Source organism: Comamonas guangdongensis (assembly GCF_041079535.1).
Classification (GTDB): Bacteria; Pseudomonadota; Gammaproteobacteria; order Burkholderiales; family Burkholderiaceae_C; genus Comamonas; species Comamonas guangdongensis.
This window is the reverse complement of the sequence record NZ_JBFYGN010000002.1, coordinates 160,964-186,787: the sequence shown is the minus strand read 5'-3', so window position 1 is coordinate 186,787 and position 25,824 is coordinate 160,964. Positions and strand designations below refer to the sequence as shown.

Genomic DNA, 25,824 nt, shown 5'->3' with positions numbered 1-25,824 from the left:
TATGTTTTCAACGTCAAGCCCTTGCGGCCTGCTGGGCCTCGCGCAGCAGCAGCGCACGCTTGCGCTCCACGCCCCAGCGGTAGCCCGAGATGCTGCCGTCGTTGCGCAGCACACGGTGGCAGGGCACAGCCACGGCGATGGGATTGGCCGCCACGGCGCTGGCCACGGCACGCGCGGCCTGGGGCATGCCCAGCCGCTGGGCCAGCTGCGAATAGCTGACCGTCTGCCCCGCAGGAATGCTTTGCAGCGCCTGCCAGACTCGCTGCTGGAAGGCCGTGCCCTGGATGTCCAGCGGCAGCGCCAGGCCCAGGCGCGGCTGCTCGATCAGCGCCACCACGCGCGCCACGGTCTGCTCGTAGCCGGCGTCGGCGCCTATCAGCTCGGCCGCGGCAAAGCGCTGCTGCAGATCCTCGACCAGCGCCTGGGCGTCGTCGCCGAGCAGCACGCAGCACACGCCGCGCTCGGTGCTGGCCACCAGCAGACTGCCCAGCGAGCATTCGGCCAGCGCAAAACGTATGCTCTGGTGGCGCCCGCGGTCGCGGTAGGCCTGGGGCGCCATGCCCAGCATGGCCGGTGCATCCTTGTAGAAGCTGCTGCTGGCCTCGTAGCCGCTCAGATAGGCGGCGTCGGTGACCGAGCGGCTTTGCGCGGGCGCCAGCGCCGCGCGCAGAGCGTGGCCGCGCCTGGCCTTGGCATAGGCCTTGGGCGTGAGGCCCGTGGCGCGCTTGAAGCTGCGGTGCAACTGCCAGGGGCTGAGGTTCAGGCGCCGGGCCAGCTCTTCAAGCGCCGGCACGGGCTCTTCGCTCTCCAGCCAGCGGCAGCAGCGGGTGATGGACTCCTGCTGCGCCGCACTGCTGGCGTCGGAAACAGTTTTTTTGCTCGCAAGTGACATGGCGGGGCTTTTGAAAATCGTGGCTCCACTGTACGCAAGACCGCAGCTCCACGCATCCACGTTCTTGCAGCGCAGGGGTGGCGATTTGCCGCACGGCGGCAGCACTTTGGGTTACCCTGCGCGCACCGCTTTACCTATAGACATTGCACCATGACGACTGAATCCTCCGGCTGCCCCATGCATGGCGGCGAAGCCATAGTCCGCGACGAGAAAGCCCAGCTCGACTTCAGCCACGACATGAGCTATGGGGACTATCTGCACCTGGATCAGATCCTCACCGCCCAGCACCCGCTGTCGCCCGCGCATGACGAGATGCTGTTCATCGTCCAGCACCAGACCAGCGAGCTGTGGATGAAGCTGATGCTGCACGAGGTGCGCGCGGCCACGGCGGCGATCGCCAATGCCTCGGGCGAAACCAAGCCCGACGCCTTCAAGATGCTGGCACGCGTCTCGCGCATCATGGAGCAGCTGGTCAGCGCCTGGACCGTGCTGTCCACCATGACCCCGCCCGAGTATTCGGCCATGCGCCCCTATCTGGCCAATTCCAGCGGCTTCCAGAGCTACCAGTACCGCTGCATCGAGTTCGCGCTGGGCAACAAGAACGCGGCCATGCTCAAGCCCCACGAGCACCGCCCCGATCTGCTGGCCCAGGTGCAGGCCGCCTACGAATCGCCGTCGCTGTACGACGTGTCCCTGCAGCTGCTGGCGCGCGAAGGCATCGAGGTGCCGGCCGACCGCCTGCAGCGCGACTGGACCCAGCCCTACGAAGCCAGCGAAGGCGTCAAGCAGGCCTGGCTGACCGTGTACCGCGATCCGCACAAGCACTGGGACCTGTACCAGCTCGGCGAAAAGCTCACCGATATCGAGGACGCTTTCCGCCTCTGGCGCTTCCGCCACCTGACCACCGTGGAGCGCGTGATCGGCTTCAAGCGCGGCACGGGCGGCACGGGCGGAGTCAGCTATCTGAAGAAGATGCTCGACGTGGTGCTGTTCCCCGAAATCTGGAGCCTGCGCACCGAGCTGTGAGAGCCGGGAGAGCGCCGCCGCTGCTCCCTTGGTGACAGCGCGGCCGGCTCCGAGTCCCTAGGCTTGCCACCAGAATTGATATATCAACACCCAGCCCCATGCCTTCCGACCCCAGCCATGCCCCCGACGGCGTGAAATCTCCAGCCTCCATGCCCTGGGCCATGCTGCTGTGCCTGCTCAGCGGCTTTGCGCTGAGCCAGGCCTTCCGCACCACGGCCTCCATCATGGCCGAAGGCCTGCGCACCGACTTCGGCCTCTCGGCCCAGTCGCTGGGCTCGTTTGCGGGGCTGTTCGGCCTGTCCTTCGGCGTGGCCCAGCTGCTGATGGGCGTAGGCATGGACATCTATGGTCTGCGCCGCACCGTGCTGCTCGCCTCCCCGCTGACGGTTGCCGGGGCCGCGCTGTCCGCCCTCGCGCCCAGCTATCCCTGGCTGATGCTGGGCCAGCTGCTCATAGGCGTGGGCTGCTCGCCGGCCTTTCTGGCCAGCACCATGTTCATCGCGCGCCACTTTCCGCCCGACAGGTTTGCCTATATCTCGGGCATCGCCATGGGCCTGGGCGGCCTGGGCCTGCTGTTCACGGGCACGCCGCTGGCCTGGCTGGTGCAGCACCTGGGCTGGCGCAGCGGTTTTGGCCTGCTGGCCGTGTTCAGCGCCCTGTCCTGGCTGCTGATCTTTTTGCGCGTGCACGAGCCCCCTCTGGCCAGCGACGCCCTGCCCAGGCCCGGCTTCATGGTGGCGCTCAAGGGCTTTGCGAGCCTGCTGCTGCTGCGCCATACCTGGGGCATCGTGCTGCTGGGCATGGTCGGCTATGCCTCGTTCCTGACCGTGCGCGGCCTCTGGCTCAGCCCCATGCTGATGGACCGCTATCAGTTTTCCCTGGTGGCCACGGGCAATGTGGCGCTGGCCGCCTCGGTCATTTCGCTGTTCGCGCCCTCAATGTTCGGCCGTCTGGATCCCGGCCCCAAGCTGCGCCGCCGGCGCATTGCGCGCTTTGCGCTGCTCATGGGCTGCATTTTTACGGCGCTGGCCCTGGTACATCAGCCCCTGTGGAACGTGCTGCTGCTGCTGGCCATGAGCATGCTTTCGGGCTACGGCACCCTGCTCTATGCCGATGTGCGCTCCTCCTACCCGCCCGAGACCACGGGACGCGCGCTGTCCATCTTCACCATGGCCATGTTTCTGGGCGTCGCGCTCATGCAGTGGCTGTCCGGTGTGGTGGCCGGTGTGGCCGAGCGCCAGGGCACGGACATCTATCTGGCCGTAATGCTGATGGTGGCCGTCATGCTGGCCCTGGGGACGCTGGCCTACAAGCTCATCCCGCCATCGCCCCTGCTGAGCCAGGCCAAGCATTGAAGCGGAAACCGGCTGCCGCGCATGCCGGGTATGCGCCTCCAGCTCTATTTCGATAGCAGCTAGAGAGAGCCTTCGTAAAGCCAGGGCACGTCCATGATGCGCCCGCCCAGGGCGCGCAGCGACAGATCCCGCCCCCAGCGCATCACGCCCGTGGCGTGGAAGATGCGGCCGTTGCGCAGCGAGCGCTCCTGCACGCGTGCATTGCGCTGCCAGCGGTTGAGCGCGTAGCGGCGCAGGCGCAGGCTGACGTCCAGATCGTGCATGGACAGCGCGCTTTGCAGCTCCGCCGCATCCTCTATGGCCATGCCCGCGCCCTGGGCCAGATAGGGACGCATGGGGTGGGCCGCATCGCCGAGCAGGGCCACCAGGCCTTGCGCCATCTGGCCGGAGGAAGACACCGGCACGCGGTCCGCCACCGGCCACAGGCGCCACTCCCCGCCCGCATCGGGCACATGCTGGATCAGATCCTGCAGATAGCTGCAAGTGCCTTTCAGGTGCTGCAGCAGATCCGGCAGATTCGCCGAATGGTCCCAGTGGTCCAGATCGTCCGGAGGCGGGCCCTGCACGATCACCACCAGGTTCTGCAGCTCGCCGCGGCGTACCGGGTATTGGATCGCGTGCAGCTGCGGGCCCAGCCAGGCCGTCACCTCGCTGGTGCGCAGGCGCTTGGGCAGCTGCGCCTGGTGCACCATGGCCCGGTAGGCCAGATGCCCCGTCACGCGCGGAGGACCGTCGCCCAGCATCTGGGCGCGCACGGCGCTGCGCACGCCATCCGCGCCTATCAGTGCATCCCCTTCGATCAGCTTGTCGCTGCTGGTGCGTATGGTGATGACGCCGTCCTGCTCGGCATAGCTGGTCACGGTCTGGCTGAGGTTGAGGTGCACCGCGGGTAGGTCCTGCAGGGCCTGCAGCAAAAGCTGGTGCAGATCGGCGCGGTGTATGGTGACGTAGCTCGCACCATAGCGATGGACCATATCGGCCCCCAGCGGCAGCCGCCCCAGCTCCCGCCCCGAGACCGCGCTGCAGGCGCGCAAGGCCGTGGGCGAGGCCACAACCTTCTGCAAGGGCCGCTGCAAACCCCAGGCCTGCAGTCGGCGCACCACATTCGGACCGAGCTGGATCCCGGCTCCGACCTCGGAAAACTGCGTGGCACGCTCGAAAAGGCGCACATCCCAGTCGGCACGCACCGCCGCAATGGCCGCCGCCAGACCTCCTATGCCGCCCCCCGCAATCAACACCTGCTTGTTCATGGGCTCTTATTGTGCCGTCTTGATATCGGGCTCCGGAAGAACTTCGCTTGCGCTGCGGCAAGACTTTGAACATGAAAAAAACCCGCCAAGGCGGGCTCTTTCAACGTGCGCAGGATCGGCTCAGATGGCGAACTTCTCGCGATCCTGGTCTGCAATCCACTTCGGCGGCTTGCCGCGGCCGGTCCAGGTCTGACCCGTGGCCGGATCACGATACTTGGGAGCTACCTTGGCACCGGCATTGGCCGAGCGAGCACGAGCAGGAGGGAACACGTCTTCGGCGGTCAGGCCGTATTCAGCGATCAGATTGCGAACCTTGGTCACAGCATCGGCCAGTTCGCGCGAACGGGCTTCATTAATCTGCTGCTCCAGCTCTTCTCTTTGCTTCAGTAGTTCCTTGTAAGTGCTCATGATATGCGCTTGGTAGTTGATTAAAGTGCGCTCATTGTAAATGAATGAATTTCAGACGGGCGAGGTAATTAGTAAGCAATAACCACAATGGCACCACATTCCCAAAATGTAACCCCTCATTAATACTTCATGTTACAGAAATTTGAAATGCCAATACCTTGTCTATTCGCTTGCCGTCCAGATCAATCACTTCAAATACCCAGTCCGCACAATGCACGCGTTCGCCCAAAATCGGCAGATGCCCGCTTTCGGCCATGAGTAAACCAGCGACGGTGTTATAGCGACCTTTATCTTCATCGGGCAGCTCGCGTATTGCCAGACGGGCTTTCAATTCGGTAATCGGCATCAGCCCGTCCAGCAGCCAGGAGCCATCCTCGCGCTTCGTGGCCCAGGCCTCCTCATCCTCCACCGGGCGCAGCTCGCCGGTAATCGCCTCCAGCAGATCGCGCGGCGTCATGATGCCCTGGACCACGCCGTATTCGTCCACCACGAAGACCATGCGACCGGTCTTGGCACGCAGCTGATCCAGCAGTTCCATGCCGCTCAGGGTCTCGGGCAGAAAAGATGGAGCGAGCACATGCTCTCGCAGGATTTCTTGCTGCTCGCTCATGGCCAGCAAACGCGCCACGCTGATGATGCCCAGCACCTCGTCCAGGGAGCCACGGCAGACCGGGTACCACGAGTGCCCTCCCATCTCCCTGCCGTCCGCCGTGGCCGCCAAGGCCTGGGCTATCGTCATATCGCCATCCAGCCAATGCACATCAGCGCGCGGCACCATCAAAGATGTCAAAGGCCTGTCGTCTAAATGGAAAACGTTCTGCACCATCTGGTGCTCGCTGGCTTCGATCAAACCCGCTTCGCGCCCCTCTTCCAAACTGGCAGCGATTTCCTCTTCGGTGACCGTGCGGCCCGTGGACTCATTAATCCGCAGCAGAATCAAAACCGCATGCGTGGAAAATGCCAGCAGACGCACAAAGGGCTTGGCCATTGAAGCCACCCAGGTCATGGGCCTGGCTATAACCGTGGACACCAATTCCGGATACAGCTGGCCTATGCGCTTCGGCACCAGCTCGCCGAAGATAATCGTTATAAATGTGATAGCGGTTACCACGACTGCCGTGGAAGAAATAGAGGCAACACCCTCGGAAACTCCCAAGGAAATCATCCAGCGGGCCAGCCCGTCGCTGAAAGCGGCCTCGCCCAAAATCCCGTTGAGCATGCCTATCGAGGTAATTCCTACCTGTACCGAGGACAGAAATTGGGTGGGGTTTTCCAGCAGCGTCAAAGCCGCCTGGGCCCCCTTGTCACCGGTTTCGGCCAAGGCCAGCAAACGGGCCCGGCGGCTGGAGGCCAATGCCAATTCCGACATTGCGAACACACCATTGAGCAGCGTCAGCAATGCGATCAGCAGAAAATCCATGACTTGTCCATAAGAAAGAAGACCATGGCACTTTACTGTATCGGGGATATCCAGGGCTGTGACGACGCCTTCGAGCGGCTGCTGCAAACCGTGGATTTCTCCGCAAGTCGGGACACACTTTATGTGCTCGGCGATCTCGTCAACCGCGGCCCCAAGTCCGCCGAGGTGCTGCGCCGCTGCATGCGCGCTGGCGACTCCATGCGCGCCCTGCTGGGCAACCATGATCTGCACCTGCTGGCCGCGGCCCAAGGTCTGCGCCGCCAGAGCAAGCGCGACACGCTGGCCCAGGTGCTCGAGGCCGCGGACCGCGAGGCCTTGCTGCACTGGCTGCGCCAGCAGCCGCTGGCGCGGCTGCATACGAATGCCCATGGCGAAGATCTGCTCATGGTGCATGCGGGCGTGCTGCCCCAATGGGATCTGCAGGACTGCCTGGCATTGAGCACCCAGGTGCAGGCCGTGCTGCAGAGCGCGGATTTTGCGCGCTTTCTGCAGCACATGTACGGCAATCTGCCGGACCGCTGGTCGGCCGATCTGCAGGGCGACGATCGCCTGCGCTGCATCGTCAATGCCTTTACCCGCCTGCGCTTTTGCAGCGCCGACGGCATCATGGACTTCGACAGCGTCGAATCCGCCGCCCAGGCACCGGCGGGGCTGATGCCCTGGTTTGACGTTCCGGGCCGGGCCACGGCCGGTGTTCCCATCGCCTTTGGCCACTGGTCCACACTGGGCCATGTCAACCGCCCCGACCTCATGGCCATGGATACCGGCTGCGTCTGGGGCGGATGCCTGAGCATGATGCGCATCGGCGAGCACCTGCACGAGCGCGAGCTGATCCAGCTGCAGTGCCCGCAGGCCCAGGTGCCCGGCGCCAAGGCCTGAAGCGGCCGTAAAGCAAAAACGCCTGCAAAAGCAGGCGTTTTGTCATGCGCGGTCCGGATCAGGAGGCCGCTACCGGGGCCTTGAACAGGGCCGCGATCTTGCGCTTGGGCTTGATGCCCGGGGTCTTGACGGGCGCAGCGCGCTGGCTGTCCCAGGCCGCAGCCTCGGCAGCGCCCTTGGCCTCATAGGGGCGGTCAAAGAACGGGTCGGTATTGGCTGCGCGCGGCGCCATGCGCGACGGACGGTGGGCGTGGCCGCCACGGGCCGCGCCATCGTACTCGCGCTCCCGGCGCGGACGATAGTCGTCGCTGCCGCGGCTCTGGCGCGCGGCACGGAAGTCGGACATGGGAGCGGGCTCGACCTCGATCTTCTTCTTGGTGAGCTTCTCGATATCCGCGACCAGGCGGCTGTCGTGGTCGGTCACCAGGGTCACGGCCAGACCCGAGGCTCCGGCACGGCCCGTACGGCCGATGCGGTGCACATAGTCTTCGGCGTTGAACGGCACGTCGTAGTTGAAGACCGCGGGCACGTCCTTGATGTCCAGGCCGCGTGCCGCCACGTCGGTGCAGACCAGCAGGTCGACTTCACCGGCCTTGAAGGCTTCGAGCGCCTTCAGGCGTTCGTCCTGGCTCTTGTCGCCGTGCAGGGCCGCGGCACGCAGGCCGTCGCGCTCCAGCGCACGCGTCAGGCGTGCGCAGCCCAGCTTGCTGTTGGAGAAGATGAAGGCCTGGCGGATGTCGCGCTCCTTGAGCACGGAGCGGATCGCATAGCGCTTGTCGTCATCCGTGACCTTGTAGAAGCGCTGCTCCACCGTCGAGGCCGTCTCGTTGGGACGCGCCACCTCGATGGTCACGGGGTCCTGCAGATAGCTGCCGGCCAGGCGCTTGATCTCGGGCGAGAACGTGGCCGAGAACAGCAGCGTGGTGCGGCTCTTGGGCAGATAGGAGAGGATGCGCTGCAGATCCGGCAGAAAGCCGATGTCCAGCATGCGGTCGGCCTCGTCCAGCACCACATATTCGACCTGGTTGAGCACCACGTTCTTGGCTTCGATGTGGTCCAGCAGACGGCCCGGCGTCGCCACCAGCACCTCCACGCCCTTCTTGAGCTCGATGGTCTGGGGCTTCATGTCCATGCCGCCAAACACCACGGTGCTGCGCAGCTTGGTGTGCTTGGCGTACAGGGCAATCTGCTGCGCCACCTGATCGGCGAGCTCCCGCGTGGGCAGCAGCACCAGGGCGCGCACCGGATGCCGTGCCGGCGATGCCGAGGCATTTTCATGGCGCATCAAGCGCTGCAGCAGCGGCAGCGAGAAGGCCGCCGTCTTGCCTGTGCCGGTCTGGGCTGCGCCCATGACGTCCTTGCCGGTCAGAACAACCGGAATGGCCTGCGCCTGGATCGGAGTCATGGACTCGTAGCCCATGTCGGCCACTGCGCGTGCCAGGGGCTCAGCCAAGTGAAGATTGGAGAAAGAGCTTGTCATTGAGGGCGCTATTGTCGCACCGAGTGCGTTTTTCGCGTTGTCCATGTGCATTTCCGGCGCAGCACCGTTGTTTTCAGAGGTGCAGAGCCCATGAAATATCCCGTGCAATCTATCGGGATAACCCGAGTCCAGCCAATTTAGCACCGTAAAACAAAAGGCGTGTGACTGGGCACACGCCGGGTTCCGGGCTCCGCGCTCTCAGAGCGACTGGGCCGCAAAGGTATCGCAGGCCTTGACGCTGCCGGTCTTGTAGCCCTGGGTGAACCAGCGCACGCGCTGGGCGCTGGAGCCATGGGTGAAGCTGTCGGGCCGCACCGTGCCCGTGGCTTCGCGCTGCAGCTTGTCGTCGCCGATCTGCTGGGCCGCGTTGACGGCCGACTCGATATCGCCCTGCTCCAGCCAGTTCTTGGCCTGCTGCGACTTGTTGGCCCAGATGCCGGCCAGACAGTCGGCCTGCAGCTCCAGGCGCACGGACATGGCGTTCTGCTCGCGCTCGCTCACGCGGCCGCGCATGCTGTCGACCTTGCCCGAGATGCCCAGCAGATTCTGCACATGATGGCCCACCTCGTGCGCCACCACATAAGCACGCGCAAATTCACCAGGAGCGCCCAACTGTCGGCTCATGGTGTTGAAAAAATCCATGTCCAGATAGACCTTCTGGTCGCCCGGGCAGTAAAACGGCCCCATGGCCGCCTGGCCGGCACCGCAGGCCGTGCGCGTGACCCCGGTGTACAGAACCAGCTTGGGGTTGTGGTACTGGGCGCCGCCATCGCGAAAGATCTGCGCCCAGACATCCTCCGTGGAGGCCAGCACCGTGGAGACGAACTTGGCGCCCTGGTCGTCGGCTGCGGGCCTATGGGCCGGAGCCTGCTGCTGCACCTGGGGCGCGCCGCCGCCCGAGAGCACGCCTATGGTCGTCAGCGGATTGATGCCGAACACGCCCCAGCCTATCAGCGCCAGCACCACCGTGCCTATGCCTATGCCGCGTCCACCGATCGGAAAGCCGCCACCGCCGCCTTCTCCACGGCGGTCTTCCACATTGTCCGACTCGCGGTTACCTTCCCATCTCATGGTGTGACTCCTTTGCTGTGTTGGCAGAAACCGGGAGGCGGATATTACGTGCTCCACGGCCCGGGCCGCTGCCGGTTTTCAGTTTTCCGGCTCCGTAACAACGCGCCGCCTGCCCGCATCACCATTCTTGACGTTTCAGCGTCCCGGGACGTTGACAACGGCCGCAGGAACACTACTGACCGAGCTGGCGCGCTGGGGCTGGCTGCGCGCCATCTGCTCCTCCACCACATTGACCATGCGCAGCAGCAGATAGACCACGGCAAGCAGGCCCGCCACGGCCAGCAGCACCGAGATCCACAGCTTGGCCGATGACGTCTTGCGCGGCTCGCCGGCCTGCACCTGGCTGGGCTCATAGGCCGGGGCGGCGCCGGCATCGCGCCACACCGGCTCGGACTTGGAGCCGGCCGCAGCGGCCTGGGTCCAGGTAGGTTCTTTGCGTTGTGCCGGACGGGAAGATAAGCCAAACATGGGATGCAAAAAATAAATGAATGAGACAGCCGCTATTGTGCGCGCTGCGGCTGCGGCGCAAGAACCACAGGACTGTCGGTCAAACACCCGCGCTGCTTGCAATTTTGTAAGCTGTGCTCATCCGCAGCTGCCCCGCTTCTATCCACGATGACCGATACCACCCCGATCCCTACGGACGCGCTCGACGCCCAGGCCACCGCCGCCCTGCTGCCCTGGAGCGCTCTGGCCGACGAAATCGAAACACTTTTGCAACAGCTGCAAAACAGTTCATCCATCTCGGTGCCCGCACGCATAGTCATGCCGCTAGCCCGGGGCGGCTCCCTGTTCTGCATGCCGGCCACCGACGGACAGCTGGCCATGACCAAGCTCATCAGCTTCACGCCCGGCAACGCGACCCATATGCGCCCCACGATTCAGGGCGATATCGTGGTGTTCGATGTGGCCACCGGCCAGCGCCAGCTGATTCTGGACGGCCCCACGATCACGGCCCGGCGCACGGCCGCGGTCTCGCTGCTGGCCGCGCGCAGACTCGCACCCCGGCCCCAAGGCCCTTTGCTCATCGTCGGTGCCGGCGTTCAGGGCAGCGCCCATCTGCATGCTTTCGCCCAGGGCCTGGGCACGCGCGAGGTCTGGATCCGATCGCGCAGCGCAGCCAGCGCGGCCCAGCTTCTGGAACAGGCCAAGGCCCTGGGTCTGCAGGCCCATATTGCCGACGACCTGGTCCAGGCCGTGCGGCACTGCCCGCTGATCGTGACCTGCACCCCGGCCCAGGCCGTGGTGCTGACCGAGGCGCCGCGCCCCGACGCCTTTGTCTGCGCCGTGGGCGCGTTCACGCCGCAGATGGTGGAGCTCGCGCCCCAGCTATGCCGCAGCATGCAGGACGCGGGGCAGATCGTGGTCGACACCGAAGATGCCGTGCATGAGGCCGGCGACCTGCTGCAGGCCGGCATCGACGTGAGCGCTCTGCCGACCCTGGCGGCCGTGGTGCAGCAGGACTGGCCGCGCCCGGCCGGCGCTGTGCTCTTCAAATCCTGCGGCTGGGGCGGCTGGGACCTGGCCGCCACGCGCCTGGCCTGGCGCCAGCACCAGATGCTCCAAGCGCCTTGATGCTCTTGTTTTAAAAGCACACGGCGCTTTCTCCACAAGAGATAGAGCGCAGCACCTCGCTTTTCTCCGGCCGAGACCGGGCCGGTCGCGGTCGCTGCAACTGTCAGCACAGATGACAAATCCGGCAAAACGCGGTTAAATAATGCTCAAACAGAGCATAAATATTTCACACCACAAGAACCTGGATGGAGACCATGGAGATCAAGACCGTAACATTCGACCAAGCCACGCCAGCCGGCCAGTGCAGTCCAGGCCAGGCTTGGGCCAGACTGCCGCCCGAGCAAAGCCCGCAGCAGCAGCGCCAGAGCGCACGGCGCATCAAGGAGCTGCTGCGCCAGCGCAATGCCGTCATGGTCGCCCACTACTATGTGGACGGCGCGCTGCAGGATCTGGCGCGCGAGACCGGCGGCTGTGTCGGCGACTCCCTCGAAATGGCCCGCTTCGGGTCCGAGCATCCGGCCACTACCCTGGTGGTCGCCGGCGTGCGCTTCATGGGCGAGACCGCCAAGATCCTGAGCCCCGACAAGACCGTGCTCATGCCCGACGGCGACGCCACCTGCTCGCTGGATCTGGGTTGCCCGGCCGAGGAGTTCGGCCGCTTCTGCGACGCCCATCCCGACCGTACCGTGGTCGTCTATGCCAATACCAGCGCCGCCGTCAAGGCGCGCGCGGACTGGGTGGTCACCTCGTCCGTGGGTCAGGACATCGTCGCGGCCCTGCATGCGCGCGGCGACAAAATCCTCTGGGCTCCCGACCGCCATCTGGGCGCCCATATCCAGCGCCAGACCGGCGCCGACATGCTGCTGTGGCAAGGCTCGTGCGTGGTGCATGACGAGTTCAAGGCCGACGAGCTGCAGGCCCTGGCCGATGCCCACCCCGAGGCCGCGATCCTGGTCCACCCCGAGTCGCCCGCCGCCGTCACGGCACTGGCCGATGTGGTGGGCTCGACCACCCAGCTGATCGCCGCCGTGGGCAAGCTGCCCACCAACACCTTTATCGTCGCCACCGATCAGGGCATTCTTCACGATATGCGCCAGCGCTACCCGGAGCGGATCTTTCTGGCCGCCCCCACGGCCGGCACCGGCGGCAGCTGCAAGAGTTGCGCCTTCTGCCCCTGGATGGCCATGAACAGCCTGCAAGGCGTGGAGCAGGCCCTGCTGCAGGGCAGCGGCGCCATCGAACTCGATGCGGCGCTGGGCCTTGCCGCACGCAAGCCCATTGAGCGCATGCTGCAGTTCGCGGCCGCCCAGCGCCAGCGCGTGCAGTCCAGCGGCGATATGGCGCGCGACACGGCGCTGTTCCAGAACTTCGGTCCGGCCTGAGGTGAATACCATGCATGACGATATCGCTGGCGCCGATGTCCTGATCATCGGCGCCGGGCTGGCCGGCATGACGGCCGCGCTCAGCCTGCCGCCGCAGCTGCACATCACGCTGCTCAGCAAGGGCCGCGCCGAGGAATGCGCGAGCGCCTGGGCCCAGGGCGGCATAGCGGCCGTGCTCGATGCCGGCGACAGCCTGGAGGCCCATGTGCAGGACACGCTGACCGCCGGAGCCGGCCTCTGCGACGAGGCCGCCGTGCGCCGCATCCTGGCCCAGGGTCCGGCCGCGATTGCCTGGCTGCAGGACCACGAAATTCCCTTCACCACCCAGGCAGACGGCAGCCTGCACCTGACCCGCGAAGGCGGCCATGGCGCGCGGCGCATAGTCCATGCGGCCGACCGCACGGGGCTGGCCGTGCACCAGGTCCTGCTCCAGGCCTGCAGGCGACGCTCCAACATCAGCCTGCTCGAGCATTGCCGCGCGCTGGAGCTGCTGCAGGACGAGAACCGGCAATGCGTGGGCGCCGTGGTGCAGGCTGCCGACGGCAGCCGCCTGCAGCTCTATGCGGGCCACACGATTCTGGCCACCGGAGGCATGGGCCGGATCTACCCCTTCACCACCAACCCCGCCGGCGCCACGGGCGACGGCCTGGCCATGGCCTGGCGCGCGGGCTGTGCGCTGCGCGACCTGGAGTTCATGCAGTTCCATCCCACGGCCTTGCAGTTGGATGACAAAGCCGCGGGCCTGGTGTCCGAAGCCCTGCGCGGCGAAGGCGCGCTGCTGCGCCTGCCCGCTGCCGATGGACAGCCCGGCGAGCGTTTCATGCCGCGTCACGATCCGCGCGCCGAACTCGCTCCGCGCGACATCGTGGCGCGCGCCATCTATGCCGAGATGCAGGAACGCAAGCTGAGCCATGTGCTGCTGGACATCACGCACCAAAGCCGCGCCTGGCTGGAGCAGCACTTTCCCGGCGTGATGGCCTTGTGTGCGGCCCACGGCATCGACATCGCGCGCCAGCCGATTCCCGTCGCGCCCTGCGCCCACTATGCCTGCGGCGGCATAGAGGCCGAGGTGGACGGCACAACCCGCGTGGCCGGGCTGTATGCGATCGGCGAAGTGGCGCGCACCGGCCTGCATGGCGCCAACCGCCTGGCCAGCAATTCGCTGCTGGAATGCGTGGTCATGGGACGCGCCGCGGCACAGCGCATCGCGGCCAGGCCCGGCACTGCCAGGCCCGGGATTGCTCGCTTGCAGTGCAATCCCGATCGGGACTGCGGCGCCGCAAACACCGAAGGCAGGCTGGCGGCGCTGCAGCAGCTCATGCACCAGCAGGTGGGCATTGTGCGCAGCGACCAGGGCCTGGCCCAGGCCGCAGAACAGCTGGCCTTGTGGCGCGACCAGTGGCGGCCCGCAGAGCCGGCGCTGCGCAACCAGCTCGAGGTCTGCAGCCTGATGGTCGCTGCCGCCCTGCAGCGCAGGACCAGCGTGGGCGCGCACTGCAATCGCGACCGCCCTCTGCCGCAGGCAGCCTGAAAAACAAAGGCCCGCTGCAGCGGGCCTGGGTGCGGAAAACGCGGCGCTCAGGTCTTGGGCAGGGTCACGCCATGCTGGCCCTGGTACTTGCCGTTGCGGTCCTTGTAGCTGGTCTCGCACTGCTCGTCGCCCTGGAAGAACAGCACCTGGGCGCAGCCCTCGCCCGCATAGATCTTGGCGGGCAGCGGCGTGGTGTTGGAGAACTCCAGCGTCACATAGCCTTCCCATTCGGGCTCGAACGGCGTCACGTTGACGATGATGCCGCAGCGCGCATAGGTGCTCTTGCCCAGGCACACGGTCAGCACGTCGCGCGGAATGCGGAAGTACTCCACCGTGCGGGCCAGCGCAAAGCTGTTGGGCGGGATGATGCAGTAGTCGCCCTCGAAATCGACAAAGCTCTTCTCGTCGAAATTCTTGGGGTCCACCACGGTGCTGTGGATATTGGTGAACACTTTGAACTCGCGCGCGCAACGGATGTCGTAGCCATAGCTCGAAGTGCCGTAGCTGATGATCTTCTTGCCGTCGGCCTGGCGCACCTGGCCCGGCTCGAAGGGCTCGATCATGCCGTGCTGCTCCGCCATGCGGCGGATCCATTTGTCGCTCTTGATGCTCATTGGGAATCCTGTATCGCTTGATTTTTCATAGCGCCAAGTGGCTATACAACCAGCGCAAGACCCCTATTTTGCTTGAGAAACAATGGTTTGCTCAATCAGGCGGTCATCGCCGAGGATGATCATCGCGAACAGCAACTCGTCCAGATTGCGCGCCTGGCCGGTCTTGCGCGCCAGCAGCGGCGTGCAGCCGGGATCGAGCACCACGAAGTCGGCCTCGCAGCCGGGCTGCAGATTGCCGATGGTCCCGCCCAGGCCCAGGGCGCGCGCCGCGCCCGCCGTGTGCTGCCACCAGAGGTTCTGCGGCGACAGGCTCTGACCCTGCTTGGAATGGCTTTCGCGGCCCACCACATAGGCGGCCTGCATGGTGCGGAACGGCGAGAAGCTCATGCCGCCGCCCACATCGCTGGCCAGGCCGTAGAGCATGCCGGCCGCGTCGGCCTTGAGGTAGTCGAAATAGCCGCTGGCCAGGAACTGGTTGCTGGTCGGGCTCACGGCTGCGGCCGAGCGCGTGTCGTGCATGAGCTGGCGGTCGGTTTCATCGAGCCAGATGCTGTGCGCATAGACGGCGCGCTCGCGCATCAGGCCGAAGTCGTCGTAGACGGCCAGATAGCTGCGCGCCTCGGCGAACAGCTGCTTGACCCAGGCGATCTCGTCCAGGTTCTCGGCCACATGGGACTGGATCCAGACATCGCCGTACTTGGCGGCCAGTTCGCCGGCGCCGCGCAGCTGCGCATCCGTGCTGGTCGGCGCAAAGCGCGGCGTGATCGCATAGCCCAGGCGGTCCACGCCATGCCAGCGCCGGATCAGGGTTTCGGTATCGATCAGGCTTTGCTCGGTCTCGTCGCGCACGCCGTCGGGGCTGTTGCGGTCCTGCAGCACCTTGCCGGCGATCATGCGCATGCTGCGCTTTTGCGCGGCCGTCATGATGGCATCCACCGAGCTCGGGTGCGAGGTGGCAAAGGCCAGAGCCGTGGTCACGCCGTTGCGCAGCAGCTCATCCATGAAGAACTCGGCCACGCCGTCCGCGTAGGCGCGGTCCGAGAAGCGCGACTCATGCGGGAAGGTGTAGTTCTCCAGCCAGGGCAGCAGGCCGGGCGCGGGAGCGCCTATCACGTCGGTCTGCGGATAGTGGATGTGCAGGTCCACGAAACCCGGCGCCAGCAGGCGGCCGGGCAGATCGATGCGTTCCACGCCATCGCGGTCCAGGTACTGGGGCGCCAGCGACTGCCAGCTGCCCGCAGCCACCACGCGCTGCCGGCCTTGCGCATCGGGAGCCACGGCCAGCAGGCCATCGGAGTCATACACGGCTTGGCCGTCATCGGCAAAGCGCAGCAGGGCACTACGGTAGATTTTCATGGACTAGAGCTTAAGCGCCTCGGACCTGGTGCGGAACACGGCCAGGCTTATAGGGCCTATACGCTTGGATGAAAGCGTCGGCCCGAATCGCTATCGAAAACAGAGCTTCTGGCGCCGACTGCACATCGGCTTCATAGGTTTTCTTTGATGAATCCGAAAATTGGCAGGCGCCAGAAGCTACGATTTCAGGAGCATTCCGGTGTGGCACCGGCTAATCCACGCAGCGTCTGGCCACGGCCAGAAAGGCTCGCACCGCCGGCGAGTTCTCGCGCTCGCGGTAGGCCAGAGCCATGTGCACGTTTTCCTTGAAGTCGCGCAGCGGCCTGAAGGCCACGCCCGGCTGATTGAGCAGGCGGTTCGACTCGGGCAGCACCACAATGCCGTAGCCCGCGGCGGCCAGGCTGGTCGCCGTGACGAAGTCGTTGACCCGATAGGCCTCGCGTGCCGAAAAACCGGCCGTCTCGGCCAGCCGCGTCAGCACCTCGGCAAAGCCTTCGCTTTCGTTGATGAACTGCGGCGCAATAAAGGTCTGGCCGCGCAGATCGGCCACGCTGATGGATTCATGGCGCGCCAGCGGGTGGTTCTCGGCCAGCGCCACCATGAAGGGCTCGCTGTGCACGATGACCGCGGTGACGCCCTCGGGGTAGCGCCGGCGCGGGCGCAGCAGACCGGCATCGATCTCGCCCTGCTGCAGCGCCTGCAGCTGGCGCGGCGTTTCCATGGCCAGCACCTGCATATGCACCTGCTCATGGCCGGGGCGGAACTGCGTGAGCATGCGCGCCAGCACCCCCGAGGTCACGGACGAGGAGATATAGCCCAGCTTGACATGGCCGCTCATGCCCTGAGCCGCCAGCTGCCCGATCTGCTGGGCCCGCTCCATATGGCGCAGCACGGCCACGGCCTCGTCATAAAGCAGCTCGCCCGCATCGGTCAGCGTGATGGGCTTGCGCTTGTTGCGCTGCAGCAGGCGCACGCCCAGCTGCTGCTCCAGCTGCTGCACCTGCACGCTGACCGCGGACTGGGCCACGCCCAGCTTGTCGGCGGCGCGAGAGAAATGCAGCTCTTGGGCGACGGTGACGAAGTGCTCGAGTTGGCGGTAGCTGAGCATGGGTTTAATCTGAAATTCTTATCAAAAAATGCATTTAACCCTGTAGATCGTATCAAACAACAAGCGTCAAATCAGTCCATTCCTGATTGAAGCCCCGCCATGAACGCTACGACCCCCAAGCACCTGATACAGCCCGCCTACGAGATCGCCGCCCACCCCGAGCATCCCCGCCTGCTGAAGCTGAGCCTGAGCACCGATGCACTGCACGCCTTCCTGGCCGATGTGCGCGATATCGACGTGCAGAACCTCGAGTACGTGCCGTTTATGCGCTTTCATCTGGCACGCCGCCTGAAGGCCCATCTGGGCGCCGACTTCGGCCAGACCCTGGTGAACATCATCAAGGACCGCAGGCATGGTGGCTTTGTGCTGGGCCTGGAAGGCGTGAGCCAGGACAGCGACGACTACGTGAAGTTCGGCACCGCCATCGGCCATATCCTGGGCCCGGCCAACCATGACTCCATGTCCAACAAGTACTACGCGCGCTTTCTGGTCAAGCACACGGACTCCAGCGACTCCTATCTGCGCCAGGCCTATCGCCTGTTCACCATGCACACCGACGGCACCTTCGTGACCGAGGCCACCGACTGGCTGCTGATGATGAAATTCGACGAGCAGAACGCCGTGGGTGGCGAGTCGCGCTTTCTGCACCTCGACGACTGGAGCGAGCTGGACCGCTTTGTGCAAGACCCGCTGGGCGCCAAGCCCCTGCTCTACAAGGCCCCGGGCTCCAAGAACGTGAGCGAGCGCGTCGAGCGTCCCGTGTTCTTCCACGGCGAATTCGGCCTGTCGATCTCCTTCATCGACCAGTTCGTGCAACCGGCCGACGATGCAGAAGCCGAATATCTGCAGAACCTATCGGAATCGATGGAAAATTCGTCCGGCACCCGCACCGTCAGCCTGCCCGCCGGCGATCTGGTGGTGCTGAACAACTACTTCTACGTGCACGGCCGTGCACCGTTCGAGCGCAATGAACAACTGCACCGCGAGCTGATGCGCCAGCGTGGCACATTTGCTCAATAAGACCTGAACATTTGAATGTGTCTGTCACGCCCCCGTGCACCGCAGGTGTGCGGGGGCGTAGCCCGTTATGACCCCGAATCCCGCTCCCGGAGCTTCCACCATGGCATCGTCACAAGCCCCTTCTGCTCCAGCCTCCGCCCCCAAGGCACAAGCCGCCTACGGCCAGCGCGCAGGCCTGCCCCGTCATCTGCAGAACATCTTGTCGCTGCAGGACTTCGAGGCCGCAGCGCGCAAACACCTGCCCCGCCCTCTTTACGGCTATGTCTCCGGCGCGGCCGAAGACTGCGTCTCGCTGCAGGCCAACCGTGACAGCTTCAAGCAATACGGCTTCAGCTCCAAGGTCATGGTGGATGTGTCGCAGCGCAACCAGAAGGTCGAGCTGTTCGGCCAGACCTGGGACTCGCCCTTCGGCGTGGCCCCCGTGGGCATCAGCGCCATCTCGGCCTATCGCGGCGATCTGGTGCTGGCGCAGACGGCAGCTGCCAACCGCATTCCCGCCATCATGAGCGGCACCTCCCTGATCCCCATGGAAGAAGTGGCCAAGGCCGCTCCATCGACCTGGTTCCAGGCCTATCTGCCCGGCGACACCACGCGCATCGACGGCCTGATCGAGCGCATAGCAGCCGCCGGCTTCGGCACCCTGGTCATCACCGTGGACATCCCGGTCTGGGCCAACCGCGAAAACAATGTGCGCACGGGCTTTTCCATGCCGCTGCGCCCCTCGCTGCGCCTGGCCTATGACGGCATCATCCGCCCGCGCTGGATGCTGGGCACCATGCTGCGCACCCTGATCAACCACGGCATGCCGCACTTCGAGAACTCGTTTGCCACGCGCGGCGCGCCTTTGCTGTCGGGCACCGCCATCCGCGACACCACGGGCCGCGACCACCTGAACTGGAAGCACATTGAGCGCATTCGTCAACGCTGGCAGGGCAACCTCATCATCAAGGGCATCCTCAATGAAGACGACGCCGCGATGGCCGCCGATATCGGCGCCCAGGGCATCGTGGTCTCCAACCATGGCGGCCGCCAGCTCGATGGCGTGGTCGCGCCGCTGCAGATGCTGCCCCAGGTGGTGGACCGCGTGGGCCACCGCACGGCCGTGATGATGGACAGCGGCATACGCCGCGGCAGCGACGTGCTCAAGGCCGTGGCCCTGGGCGCACGCATGGTGTTTCTGGGCCGTCCCTTCATGTACGCCGCTGCCGTGGGCGGTGCGCAGGGCGTGGACCATGCCATTACCTTGCTGCGCGACGAGGTGGATCGCAATATGGCCATGCTGGGCGCCAACTCCATGGCCGAGATCACCCGCGACTGCCTGCGCTCGACGCCGCGCTGATTTGCGGCTGGGCCTAAGATAGGACGCTTGAACCAAAAAAGGAGAGCGTCATGCCCATGTTTGTAGACCACTCGCCCCCTGGCGAGTGCATTTTCTGCAAGCTCGTCAAAGGGGAGATCCCCTCGGCCAAGATCTATGAGGACGAGCTGAGCATCGCCTTCATGGACATAGGCCAGGCGACCAAAGGCCATGTGCTGGTGGCCAGCAAGCGCCATGCGGTGAATCTGCTGGAACTCACGCCCGAGGAAGCCGGCGCCGTGATGCAGACGGCCCAGCGCGTGGCCGCGGCCGTGAACAAGGCCTTCGATCCCGACGGCATCAATATCTTCCAGGCCAATGGCGCGCCCGCGGGGCAGACGGTATTCCACTTCCACCTGCATGTGCTGCCGCGCTTTGTGGGCGATGGCCTGTCCATAGTCTGGAAGCGTCAGGAGCCGGGTTTTGCCGTGCTCGAGGAACTGGCAGCACGCCTACGCACCGAGCTGCAGGGCGCGGCCTGAGCCAGCTATCAATAGTGATAGCTGGCGGCGCCATCAGCCCCATGTTTTTGGTGGAAAAACCCTTGAAAACCATGTCCATCCAGCGCCATCAGCTATCAAAATAACTGGTCACGACTGCGCAAACTGCTCGAAGCTCTGGTCCAGGCGGGCAATCCATTCGGCTTTTTGCGCATCGTCGGCAAAGCTGGCCTCCAGACTGTTGCGCGCCAGCTGGTAGGCCTCTGGCGCGCCCATGCCGGTGGCTGCAAACAGCTGGGTGTAGTTCTCGTTCACATAGCCGCCGAAGTAGGCCGGATCGTCCGAGTTGATCATCACCTTGAGCCCGGCCGCCAGCAGACGCGGCAGATTGTGCTCGGCCAGATCCTTGACCACGCAGAGCTTGAGATTGGAGAGCGGGCAGACCGTCAGCGGCACCTGCTCGCGCACCAGGCGCTGCATCAGCCGCTCATCCTTTTCGGACTGCACGCCGTGGTCTATGCGTTCCACCTGCAGAGTGTCGAGCGCGCCCCAGATATAGGCGGGCGGCCCTTCCTCGCCCGCATGGGCCACCAGACGCAGGCCCAGTTCCTTGCAGCGCGCAAACACGCGCGCGAACTTCTCGGGCGGATTGCCGAGTTCGCTGCTGTCCAGCCCCACGCCGATGAAGCGGTCGCGCAGCGGCAGCGCGGCCTCCAGCGTCTGCATGGCGCTTTCCTCGCTCAGGTGGCGCAGAAAGCTCAGGATCAGCGAGGCCGAGATGCCCTGCTCGATCTGCGCATCGCGGCAGGCACGGTACAGGCCGTTGATCACGGTCTCCATGCCCACGCCACGCTCGGTATGGGTTTGCGGATCGAAGAAGATCTCCGCATGCACCACATTGTCGGCCACGGCGCGGTCCAGGTAGGCGCGCGCCATGTCGTAGAAATCCTGCTCATGCAGCAGCACGCTGGCACCCGCGTAATAGATGTCCAGAAAGCTCTGCAGGTCGGTGAAGGCATAGGCCGCGCGCAGCGCCTCCACGCTGTCGTAGGCGAGCTGGACGCCGTTGCGCTGGGCCAGCGCAAAAATCAGCTCCGGCTCCAGCGAGCCCTCGATATGCATGTGCAGCTCGGCCTTGGGCATGGCTTGCAGCAGCGCCGGCAGGCGCGAAGCTTCGATCCGGGGCACGGTATTCATCAGCAGACTCCAAACGTGATGCCTTGGGCCTTGAGGAAACGGCGGTAGGCGGAGGACATGCGGTCCGCGGCCGAGTGCATTTCGGCACGCGGGTCCAGCGGCAGCGCCTTGGGCAGCTGCGACTCCAGCACCGGCTGGTCCTGCACAAAAATCGTGTGCTGGAAGCTCTGCAACTGCTCGTCACTGGATTCGAAGTCTGCCACAGCCAGGCGGAACCAGACGCGGCTGGTCTCGGGCGTGAGAGGGCAGATGAACAGGCCGATCTGCTCGCGCCAGCCCTGCTTGGACGTGCCCTCCTCGGGAATCTTGGTGAGCACCGCCGTGTACGCTGCCGTCACCTCATAGGTGTACTCGACCTCTGCGGCCTGGGTGGAGTGCAGATTGGACTGGGGCTGGACGGCCTTGCAGCCCGTGGCGAGCACGCCGTTGGCCGTGGCTTCGACCTCGTAGGCGGCGATGGCCGTGGCATCGCGGCTGCCCAGCCAGCCTTCGTGCACAAAGCCGAAGTGGGACATGTCCAGGAAATTCTCGATGATGCGCGGCGCGCTGGCGGCGACGTCATAGGGGCCGCAGTTGACCTTGCGCAGGTGTGCGTCCGTCTCGGCCGCAAACACGGGCAGCAGGCCGTCCCCGGATTCCAGGCGCACCCAGACCAGGCCATAGGCTTGCTGCACCTCGAAGGACTTCACGCACTGCCTGGCCGGCGGCGTGAATTCGGGCAGTGCCGGCACCTTCACGCACTGGCCGCCGCTGGCGAACTGCCAGCCGTGATACGGGCATTCCAGATGGCCGTTCTCGACACGGCCCATGGACAGACGTGCGCCGCGGTGCGGGCAGCGGTCCCAGAAGGCCTGGAGCCGGCCATCGGCATCGCGCCACAGCACCAGGGCCTGCTCCAGCAGCTGCACGGACACGGGCTTGTCGGCCACTTCATGGGCCTGGGCAACGGGGTGCCACTGGGTTTTCTCGATCATGGGGATACTCATTCTTGGATAAGAAAAGCCGCCCTGCGGCGGCTTCTCTACGACTACCGGGCAGGCGAATTACTTGGCCTCGCCGCCGGGAACCTTGCCTTCCACGCCCTTGACGTAGAAGTTGATGCCCTTGAGGAAAGCGTCGTCCGCCACCTTGTCGGCGGCGACCAGTTCCTTGCCATCCTGGCCGACGATGGGCCCCTTCCAGATCGCAAATGTACCGTCCTTCAGGCCCTTCTTCACGTCCTCAAGCTTGGCCTTGACTTCGGCGGGAACGTCTTCAGCCACGGACACGATGTCGATCGCCCCCTCCTTCACGCCCCACCAGGACTGCTGGCTCTTCCAGCTGCCGTCCAGCACCGCCTTGGCGGTCTGGATGTAGTAGCCCGAGGGGTTGAAGATGGCCGATGCCAGGTGGGCCTTGGGGCCGTAGCTGGTCATGTCCGAATCCCAGCCAAAGGCGCGCTTGCCCTTTTCCTCGGCCGTCTTGAGCACGGCGGGGGAGTCGGTGTTCTGGAACAGGATGTCGGCGCCGCCGTTGATCAAGCTGGTCGCGGCTTCGGTTTCCTTGGGCGGAGCAAACCACTCGTTGACCCAGACCACCTTGGTCTTGATCTTGGGGTTCACGGACTGGGCGCCCAGCGTGAAGCTGTTGATGTTGCGCAGCACCTCGGGGATGGGCACCGAGCCCACCACGCCCAGGGTGTTGGTCTTGGTCATGGCGCCCGCGATGACGCCGGCCAGGTACGCGCCCTCATAGGTGCGGAAGTCGTAGGTGCTGGCATTGGCCGCGGTCTTGTAGCCCGTGGCGTGCTCCCACTTCACGTCGGCGAACTCGGGGGCCAGTTTCTGGATCGTGTCCATGTAGCCGAAGGTGGTGCCGAAGATCAGCTTGTTGCCCTGGGCCGCCATGTCGCGCAGCACGCGCTCGGCATCGGCGCCTTCGGGCACGCTTTCCACGTACATGGTCTTGACCTTGTCGCCCAGCTCTTTTTCCAGGGCCTTGCGGCCCTGGTCATGGGCATAGGAATAGCCGCCATCACCCACGGGACCCACATAAGCGAAAGCGATCTTCAGCGGTTCGGCCGCCGCGGGAGCCGGAGCTGCGGCGGGAGCGGCTGCCGGTGCCGGAGCTTCCTCCTTCTTGCCGCAGCCCACGAGAGCGGCGGTGGCTACAGCCGACAGTGCAGCCACCTTGATCAGCGAACGCTTGTTCAAATCAGTCATCGGTTTTCCTTGGTGAAAGATAGGTATGTGAATGGGTCAATGAGCTGTGGCGTGGCGCCATGCCTCCCCGCCTCCGTGCAATATATGCATAAACCGGGCCAAGATGCGGCGGGGTATCGAGAAAACGACAGCCGTGGCCCGGCCCAGCAAAAAGGCCCCGCAGGGCCTTGAGCGAACGCGGCAGCGTTCAGCCTTGCTTATTTGGCACCGGGCACCGTGCCTTCTATGCCCTTGACATAGAAGTTGATGCCGCGCAGGAAGGCGTCGTCTGCCACCTTGCCGGCCTCCAGCACTTCCTTGCCGCTGTTGTCCTTGATGGGGCCGGTCCAGACCGCGAACGATCCGTCCTTCAGACCCGCACGGGCCTTCTCGACCTTGTCCTTGATTTCCTGGGGCACGTCGTCGGCAATCTTCTTGAGGTCGATCGCGCCTTCCTTCACGCCCCACCAGAAGTTGCCGGTCTGCCACTTGCCAGCCAGCGTGTCGTCCACCACCTTGGTGTAGTAAGGCGTCCAGTCGATTACGGCCGAGCCCAGGTGGGCCTTGGGCGCGAAGGCGCTCATGTCGCCGTCCTTGCCGAAGGCGCGGGCACCGCGCTCTTCGGCGGTCTTGAGCACGGCGGGCGAGTTGGTGTTCTGGTACATCACGTCCACGCCGCCGTTGATCAGGCTGGTCGCGGCTTCGGACTCCTTGGGAGGCGCGAACCATTCGTTGACCCAGACCACCTTGGCCTTGATCGAAGGATCGATGCTTTGCGCGCCCAGCACAAAGCTGTTGATGTTGCGCACCACTTCGGGGATGGGCACGGAAGCCACCACACCCACGGTCTTGGTCTTGGTCATGGCACCGGCCACGATGCCGGCCAGATACGCGCCTTCAAAGGTCTTGGTGTCGTAGACGGCCACGTTGTCGGCCGTCTTGTAGCCCGTGGCGTGCTCGAACTTCACGTCCTTGAGGTCGGCCGCGACCTTTTGCACAAAGTCCTGGTAGCCGAAGCTGGTGGCGAACACCAGCTTGTTGCCCTGGCCGGCCATGTCGCGCATCACGCGCTCGGCATCGGCGGACTCGGGCACGCTCTCGACCATGGAGGTCTCGATCTTGTCGCCGAACTTTTCCTGAATGGCCTTGCGCGCCAGCTCGTGCTGGAAAGTCCAGCCGCCATCACCGATGGGGCTCACATACATGAAGCCGATCTTGAGCTTGTCGGCAGCCGGTGCCTGGGCCGCAGGTGTGGCGGCGGGCGCGGGCGCCTCTTCCTTCTTGCCGCAGGCCGTCAGGGCTGCCAGCGAAACGGCCGACAGGCCAATCATCTTGATCAGGGCGCGCTTGCGCAGGGTCGTCATGGAGATGTCCTCTTAAGTAATTATTGGTAGAGAGCGGATTGCAGCACAGCCGGGCATCAAGAGCCAGGGTAGAAAGGCTTGCCCAGGGAGGCCGGCATGTTGACGCGAATCCAGGTGGGGTTGCGCGAGATCAGCACCAGCACCACGATGGTGGCCAGATAGGGCAGCATGGAAAGCATCTGGCTCGGCACCTGCACCCCCGTGGCCTGCAGATGGAACTGCAGCATGGTCACGCCGCCAAACAGATAGGCGCCCAGCAGCACGCGGGCCGGACGCCAGGTGGCAAACGTGGTCAGCGCCAGCGCGATCCAGCCGCGGCCCGAAACCATGTTCTCCACCCACAGCGGCGTATAGACCACGGAAATGAAAGCCCCGGCCAGGCCGCACATGGCGCCGCCGAACATCACGGCCAGCAGGCGGATGCGGCGCACGGGATAGCCCAGCGCATGGGCCGACGAAGGCGACTCGCCCACGGCGCGCAGCACCAGGCCCGCACGCGTGCGGTACAGAAACCAGACCATGAGCGCGGCCAGCACGATGGCGCCATAGACCAGGGGGTGCAGCGTGAACAGCGCCTGGCCGATCACGGGCAGCTCCGACAGGCCGGGGATCGCGTACTTGGGCAGCTCGGGCAGCTTGGCCTGCACATAGCCCAGGCCCACAAACGCCGAGAAGCCCGCGCCGAACAGCGACAGCGCCAGACCCGTGGCGTACTGGTTGGTGTTGAGCCAGATCACCAGCAGGCCGAAGATGGCGGCCAGCAGCGCGCCCGCGAGCATGCCCGCGCCAAAGCCCAGCCAGGTGCTGCCCGTGTGCACCGTGGTCGCGAAGCCCGCAATCGCCGCACACAGCATCATGCCTTCGGCGCCGAGGTTGACGATGCCGGATTTCTCGTTGATCAGCAGGCCCAGTGCCGCGAGCGCCAGAACGGTGCCGGCGCTGAGCGTGGAGCCCAGAAGCAGTGCATAGGATTCCATGT

General features: G+C 65.1%; 24 protein-coding genes. 9 read left to right on the top strand and 15 right to left on the bottom strand.

What is annotated here, in order from left to right; all coding sequences use genetic code 11:
• Positions 1-13 precede the first annotated feature (13 nt).
• The gene (locus AB6724_RS02375) at positions 14-892 is read right to left on the bottom strand and encodes a methylated-DNA--[protein]-cysteine S-methyltransferase (RefSeq protein ID WP_369336895.1); all 879 of its coding nucleotides are present in this window, start codon (positions 890-892) and stop codon (positions 14-16) included.
• A gap of 150 nt (positions 893-1,042) precedes the next feature.
• Between AB6724_RS02375 and kynA the strand changes: the two genes are divergently transcribed.
• Both kynA and AB6724_RS02365 read left to right on the top strand, forming a co-directional pair.
• Positions 1,043-1,918 carry a tryptophan 2,3-dioxygenase gene (gene kynA, locus AB6724_RS02370; RefSeq protein WP_369336894.1) on the top strand — a complete coding sequence of 292 codons (876 nt, stop codon included), beginning with the start codon at positions 1,043-1,045 and terminating at the stop codon, positions 1,916-1,918.
• 98 nt (positions 1,919-2,016) lie between these two features.
• Entirely contained in the window at positions 2,017-3,273 is a 1,257-nt protein-coding gene (locus AB6724_RS02365; RefSeq protein WP_369336893.1) for an MFS transporter, read from the top strand.
• A gap of 59 nt (positions 3,274-3,332) precedes the next feature.
• Here AB6724_RS02365 and AB6724_RS02360 read toward each other — a convergent pair whose 3' ends face one another.
• From AB6724_RS02360 to AB6724_RS02350, 3 genes are all read right to left on the bottom strand, one after another.
• Complete coding sequence (locus AB6724_RS02360) at positions 3,333-4,523, bottom strand: FAD-dependent monooxygenase (protein WP_369336892.1); 1,191 nt, start codon at positions 4,521-4,523, stop codon at positions 3,333-3,335.
• 120 nt (positions 4,524-4,643) lie between these two features.
• Positions 4,644-4,931: an H-NS histone family protein gene (locus AB6724_RS02355; RefSeq protein WP_369336891.1), complete on the bottom strand. Its 288-nt coding sequence runs from the start codon at positions 4,929-4,931 to the stop codon at positions 4,644-4,646.
• 127 nt (positions 4,932-5,058) lie between these two features.
• Complete coding sequence (locus AB6724_RS02350; RefSeq protein WP_369336890.1) at positions 5,059-6,351, bottom strand: hemolysin family protein; 1,293 nt, start codon at positions 6,349-6,351, stop codon at positions 5,059-5,061.
• Between the two features lie 24 nt (positions 6,352-6,375).
• Between AB6724_RS02350 and AB6724_RS02345 the strand changes: the two genes are divergently transcribed.
• Positions 6,376-7,230 (top strand): symmetrical bis(5'-nucleosyl)-tetraphosphatase, encoded by an 855-nt coding sequence (locus AB6724_RS02345; RefSeq protein ID WP_369336889.1) that lies wholly within the window; start codon positions 6,376-6,378, stop codon positions 7,228-7,230.
• Positions 7,231-7,288: 58 nt separating this feature from the next.
• On the opposite strand, the gene AB6724_RS02340 is transcribed toward AB6724_RS02345, so the two are convergent.
• The 3 genes from AB6724_RS02340 to AB6724_RS02330 all read right to left on the bottom strand — a co-directional run bounded on the left by AB6724_RS02340 (position 7,289) and on the right by AB6724_RS02330 (position 10,249).
• Positions 7,289-8,710 carry a DEAD/DEAH box helicase gene (locus tag AB6724_RS02340; RefSeq protein WP_369336888.1) on the bottom strand — a complete coding sequence of 474 codons (1,422 nt, stop codon included), beginning with the start codon at positions 8,708-8,710 and terminating at the stop codon, positions 7,289-7,291.
• Between the two features lie 198 nt (positions 8,711-8,908).
• The gene (gene ypfJ / locus AB6724_RS02335) at positions 8,909-9,781 is read right to left on the bottom strand and encodes a KPN_02809 family neutral zinc metallopeptidase (RefSeq protein WP_369336887.1); all 873 of its coding nucleotides are present in this window, start codon (positions 9,779-9,781) and stop codon (positions 8,909-8,911) included.
• A gap of 135 nt (positions 9,782-9,916) precedes the next feature.
• Positions 9,917-10,249 (bottom strand): hypothetical protein, encoded by a 333-nt coding sequence (locus tag AB6724_RS02330; protein ID WP_369336886.1) that lies wholly within the window; start codon positions 10,247-10,249, stop codon positions 9,917-9,919.
• A gap of 147 nt (positions 10,250-10,396) precedes the next feature.
• Here AB6724_RS02330 and AB6724_RS02325 point away from each other — a divergent pair, with 147 nt between their 5' ends.
• The 3 genes from AB6724_RS02325 (at position 10,397) to nadB (ending at position 14,209) form a co-directional block, all read left to right on the top strand.
• On the top strand, positions 10,397-11,356 hold the full coding sequence (locus AB6724_RS02325; protein WP_369336885.1) for a delta(1)-pyrroline-2-carboxylate reductase family protein: 960 nt from the start codon (positions 10,397-10,399) through the stop codon (positions 11,354-11,356).
• 185 nt (positions 11,357-11,541) lie between these two features.
• Positions 11,542-12,678 carry a quinolinate synthase NadA gene (gene nadA, locus AB6724_RS02320; RefSeq protein ID WP_500683332.1) on the top strand — a complete coding sequence of 379 codons (1,137 nt, stop codon included), beginning with the start codon at positions 11,542-11,544 and terminating at the stop codon, positions 12,676-12,678.
• A 10-nt stretch (positions 12,679-12,688) separates the two neighbouring features.
• Positions 12,689-14,209 carry an L-aspartate oxidase gene (gene nadB, locus AB6724_RS02315; protein ID WP_369336883.1) on the top strand — a complete coding sequence of 507 codons (1,521 nt, stop codon included), beginning with the start codon at positions 12,689-12,691 and terminating at the stop codon, positions 14,207-14,209.
• 47 nt (positions 14,210-14,256) lie between these two features.
• On the opposite strand, the gene dcd is transcribed toward nadB, so the two are convergent.
• The 3 genes from dcd to AB6724_RS02300 all read right to left on the bottom strand — a co-directional run bounded on the left by dcd (position 14,257) and on the right by AB6724_RS02300 (position 17,287).
• On the bottom strand, positions 14,257-14,823 hold the full coding sequence (gene dcd / locus AB6724_RS02310) for a dCTP deaminase (protein ID WP_369336882.1): 567 nt from the start codon (positions 14,821-14,823) through the stop codon (positions 14,257-14,259).
• A gap of 63 nt (positions 14,824-14,886) precedes the next feature.
• Positions 14,887-16,179 carry a guanine deaminase gene (gene guaD / locus AB6724_RS02305; protein WP_369336881.1) on the bottom strand — a complete coding sequence of 431 codons (1,293 nt, stop codon included), beginning with the start codon at positions 16,177-16,179 and terminating at the stop codon, positions 14,887-14,889.
• 211 nt (positions 16,180-16,390) lie between these two features.
• Entirely contained in the window at positions 16,391-17,287 is an 897-nt protein-coding gene (locus tag AB6724_RS02300; protein WP_369336880.1) for a LysR family transcriptional regulator, read from the bottom strand.
• Between the two features lie 99 nt (positions 17,288-17,386).
• Here AB6724_RS02300 and glaH point away from each other — a divergent pair, with 99 nt between their 5' ends.
• The 3 genes from glaH (at position 17,387) to AB6724_RS02285 (ending at position 20,146) form a co-directional block, all read left to right on the top strand.
• The gene (glaH, locus tag AB6724_RS02295; protein ID WP_369336879.1) at positions 17,387-18,307 is read left to right on the top strand and encodes a glutarate dioxygenase GlaH; all 921 of its coding nucleotides are present in this window, start codon (positions 17,387-17,389) and stop codon (positions 18,305-18,307) included.
• 100 nt (positions 18,308-18,407) lie between these two features.
• On the top strand, positions 18,408-19,646 hold the full coding sequence (locus AB6724_RS02290; protein WP_369336878.1) for an alpha-hydroxy acid oxidase: 1,239 nt from the start codon (positions 18,408-18,410) through the stop codon (positions 19,644-19,646).
• A 50-nt stretch (positions 19,647-19,696) separates the two neighbouring features.
• Positions 19,697-20,146 carry an HIT family protein gene (locus AB6724_RS02285; protein WP_369336877.1) on the top strand — a complete coding sequence of 150 codons (450 nt, stop codon included), beginning with the start codon at positions 19,697-19,699 and terminating at the stop codon, positions 20,144-20,146.
• A 108-nt stretch (positions 20,147-20,254) separates the two neighbouring features.
• Here AB6724_RS02285 and AB6724_RS02280 read toward each other — a convergent pair whose 3' ends face one another.
• The 5 genes from AB6724_RS02280 to AB6724_RS02260 all read right to left on the bottom strand — a co-directional run bounded on the left by AB6724_RS02280 (position 20,255) and on the right by AB6724_RS02260 (position 25,822).
• A complete protein-coding gene (locus AB6724_RS02280) occupies positions 20,255-21,301 on the bottom strand; it encodes an adenosine deaminase (protein WP_369336876.1) in 1,047 nt (348 codons plus the stop codon).
• Positions 21,301-22,275: an aromatic ring-hydroxylating dioxygenase subunit alpha gene (locus AB6724_RS02275; RefSeq protein WP_369336875.1), complete on the bottom strand. Its 975-nt coding sequence runs from the start codon at positions 22,273-22,275 to the stop codon at positions 21,301-21,303. Before AB6724_RS02275 ends, AB6724_RS02280 begins: the two co-directional genes overlap by 1 nt.
• A 69-nt stretch (positions 22,276-22,344) precedes the next feature.
• Positions 22,345-23,502: a BMP family ABC transporter substrate-binding protein gene (locus AB6724_RS02270; RefSeq protein ID WP_369336874.1), complete on the bottom strand. Its 1,158-nt coding sequence runs from the start codon at positions 23,500-23,502 to the stop codon at positions 22,345-22,347.
• Positions 23,503-23,699: 197 nt separating this feature from the next.
• On the bottom strand, positions 23,700-24,845 hold the full coding sequence (locus tag AB6724_RS02265; RefSeq protein ID WP_369336873.1) for a BMP family ABC transporter substrate-binding protein: 1,146 nt from the start codon (positions 24,843-24,845) through the stop codon (positions 23,700-23,702).
• A 56-nt stretch (positions 24,846-24,901) separates the two neighbouring features.
• Positions 24,902-25,822, bottom strand: a complete 921-nt coding sequence (locus tag AB6724_RS02260) for an ABC transporter permease (RefSeq protein ID WP_369336872.1) — start codon at positions 25,820-25,822, stop codon at positions 24,902-24,904.
• Between the last annotated feature and the right edge of the window lie 2 nt (positions 25,823-25,824).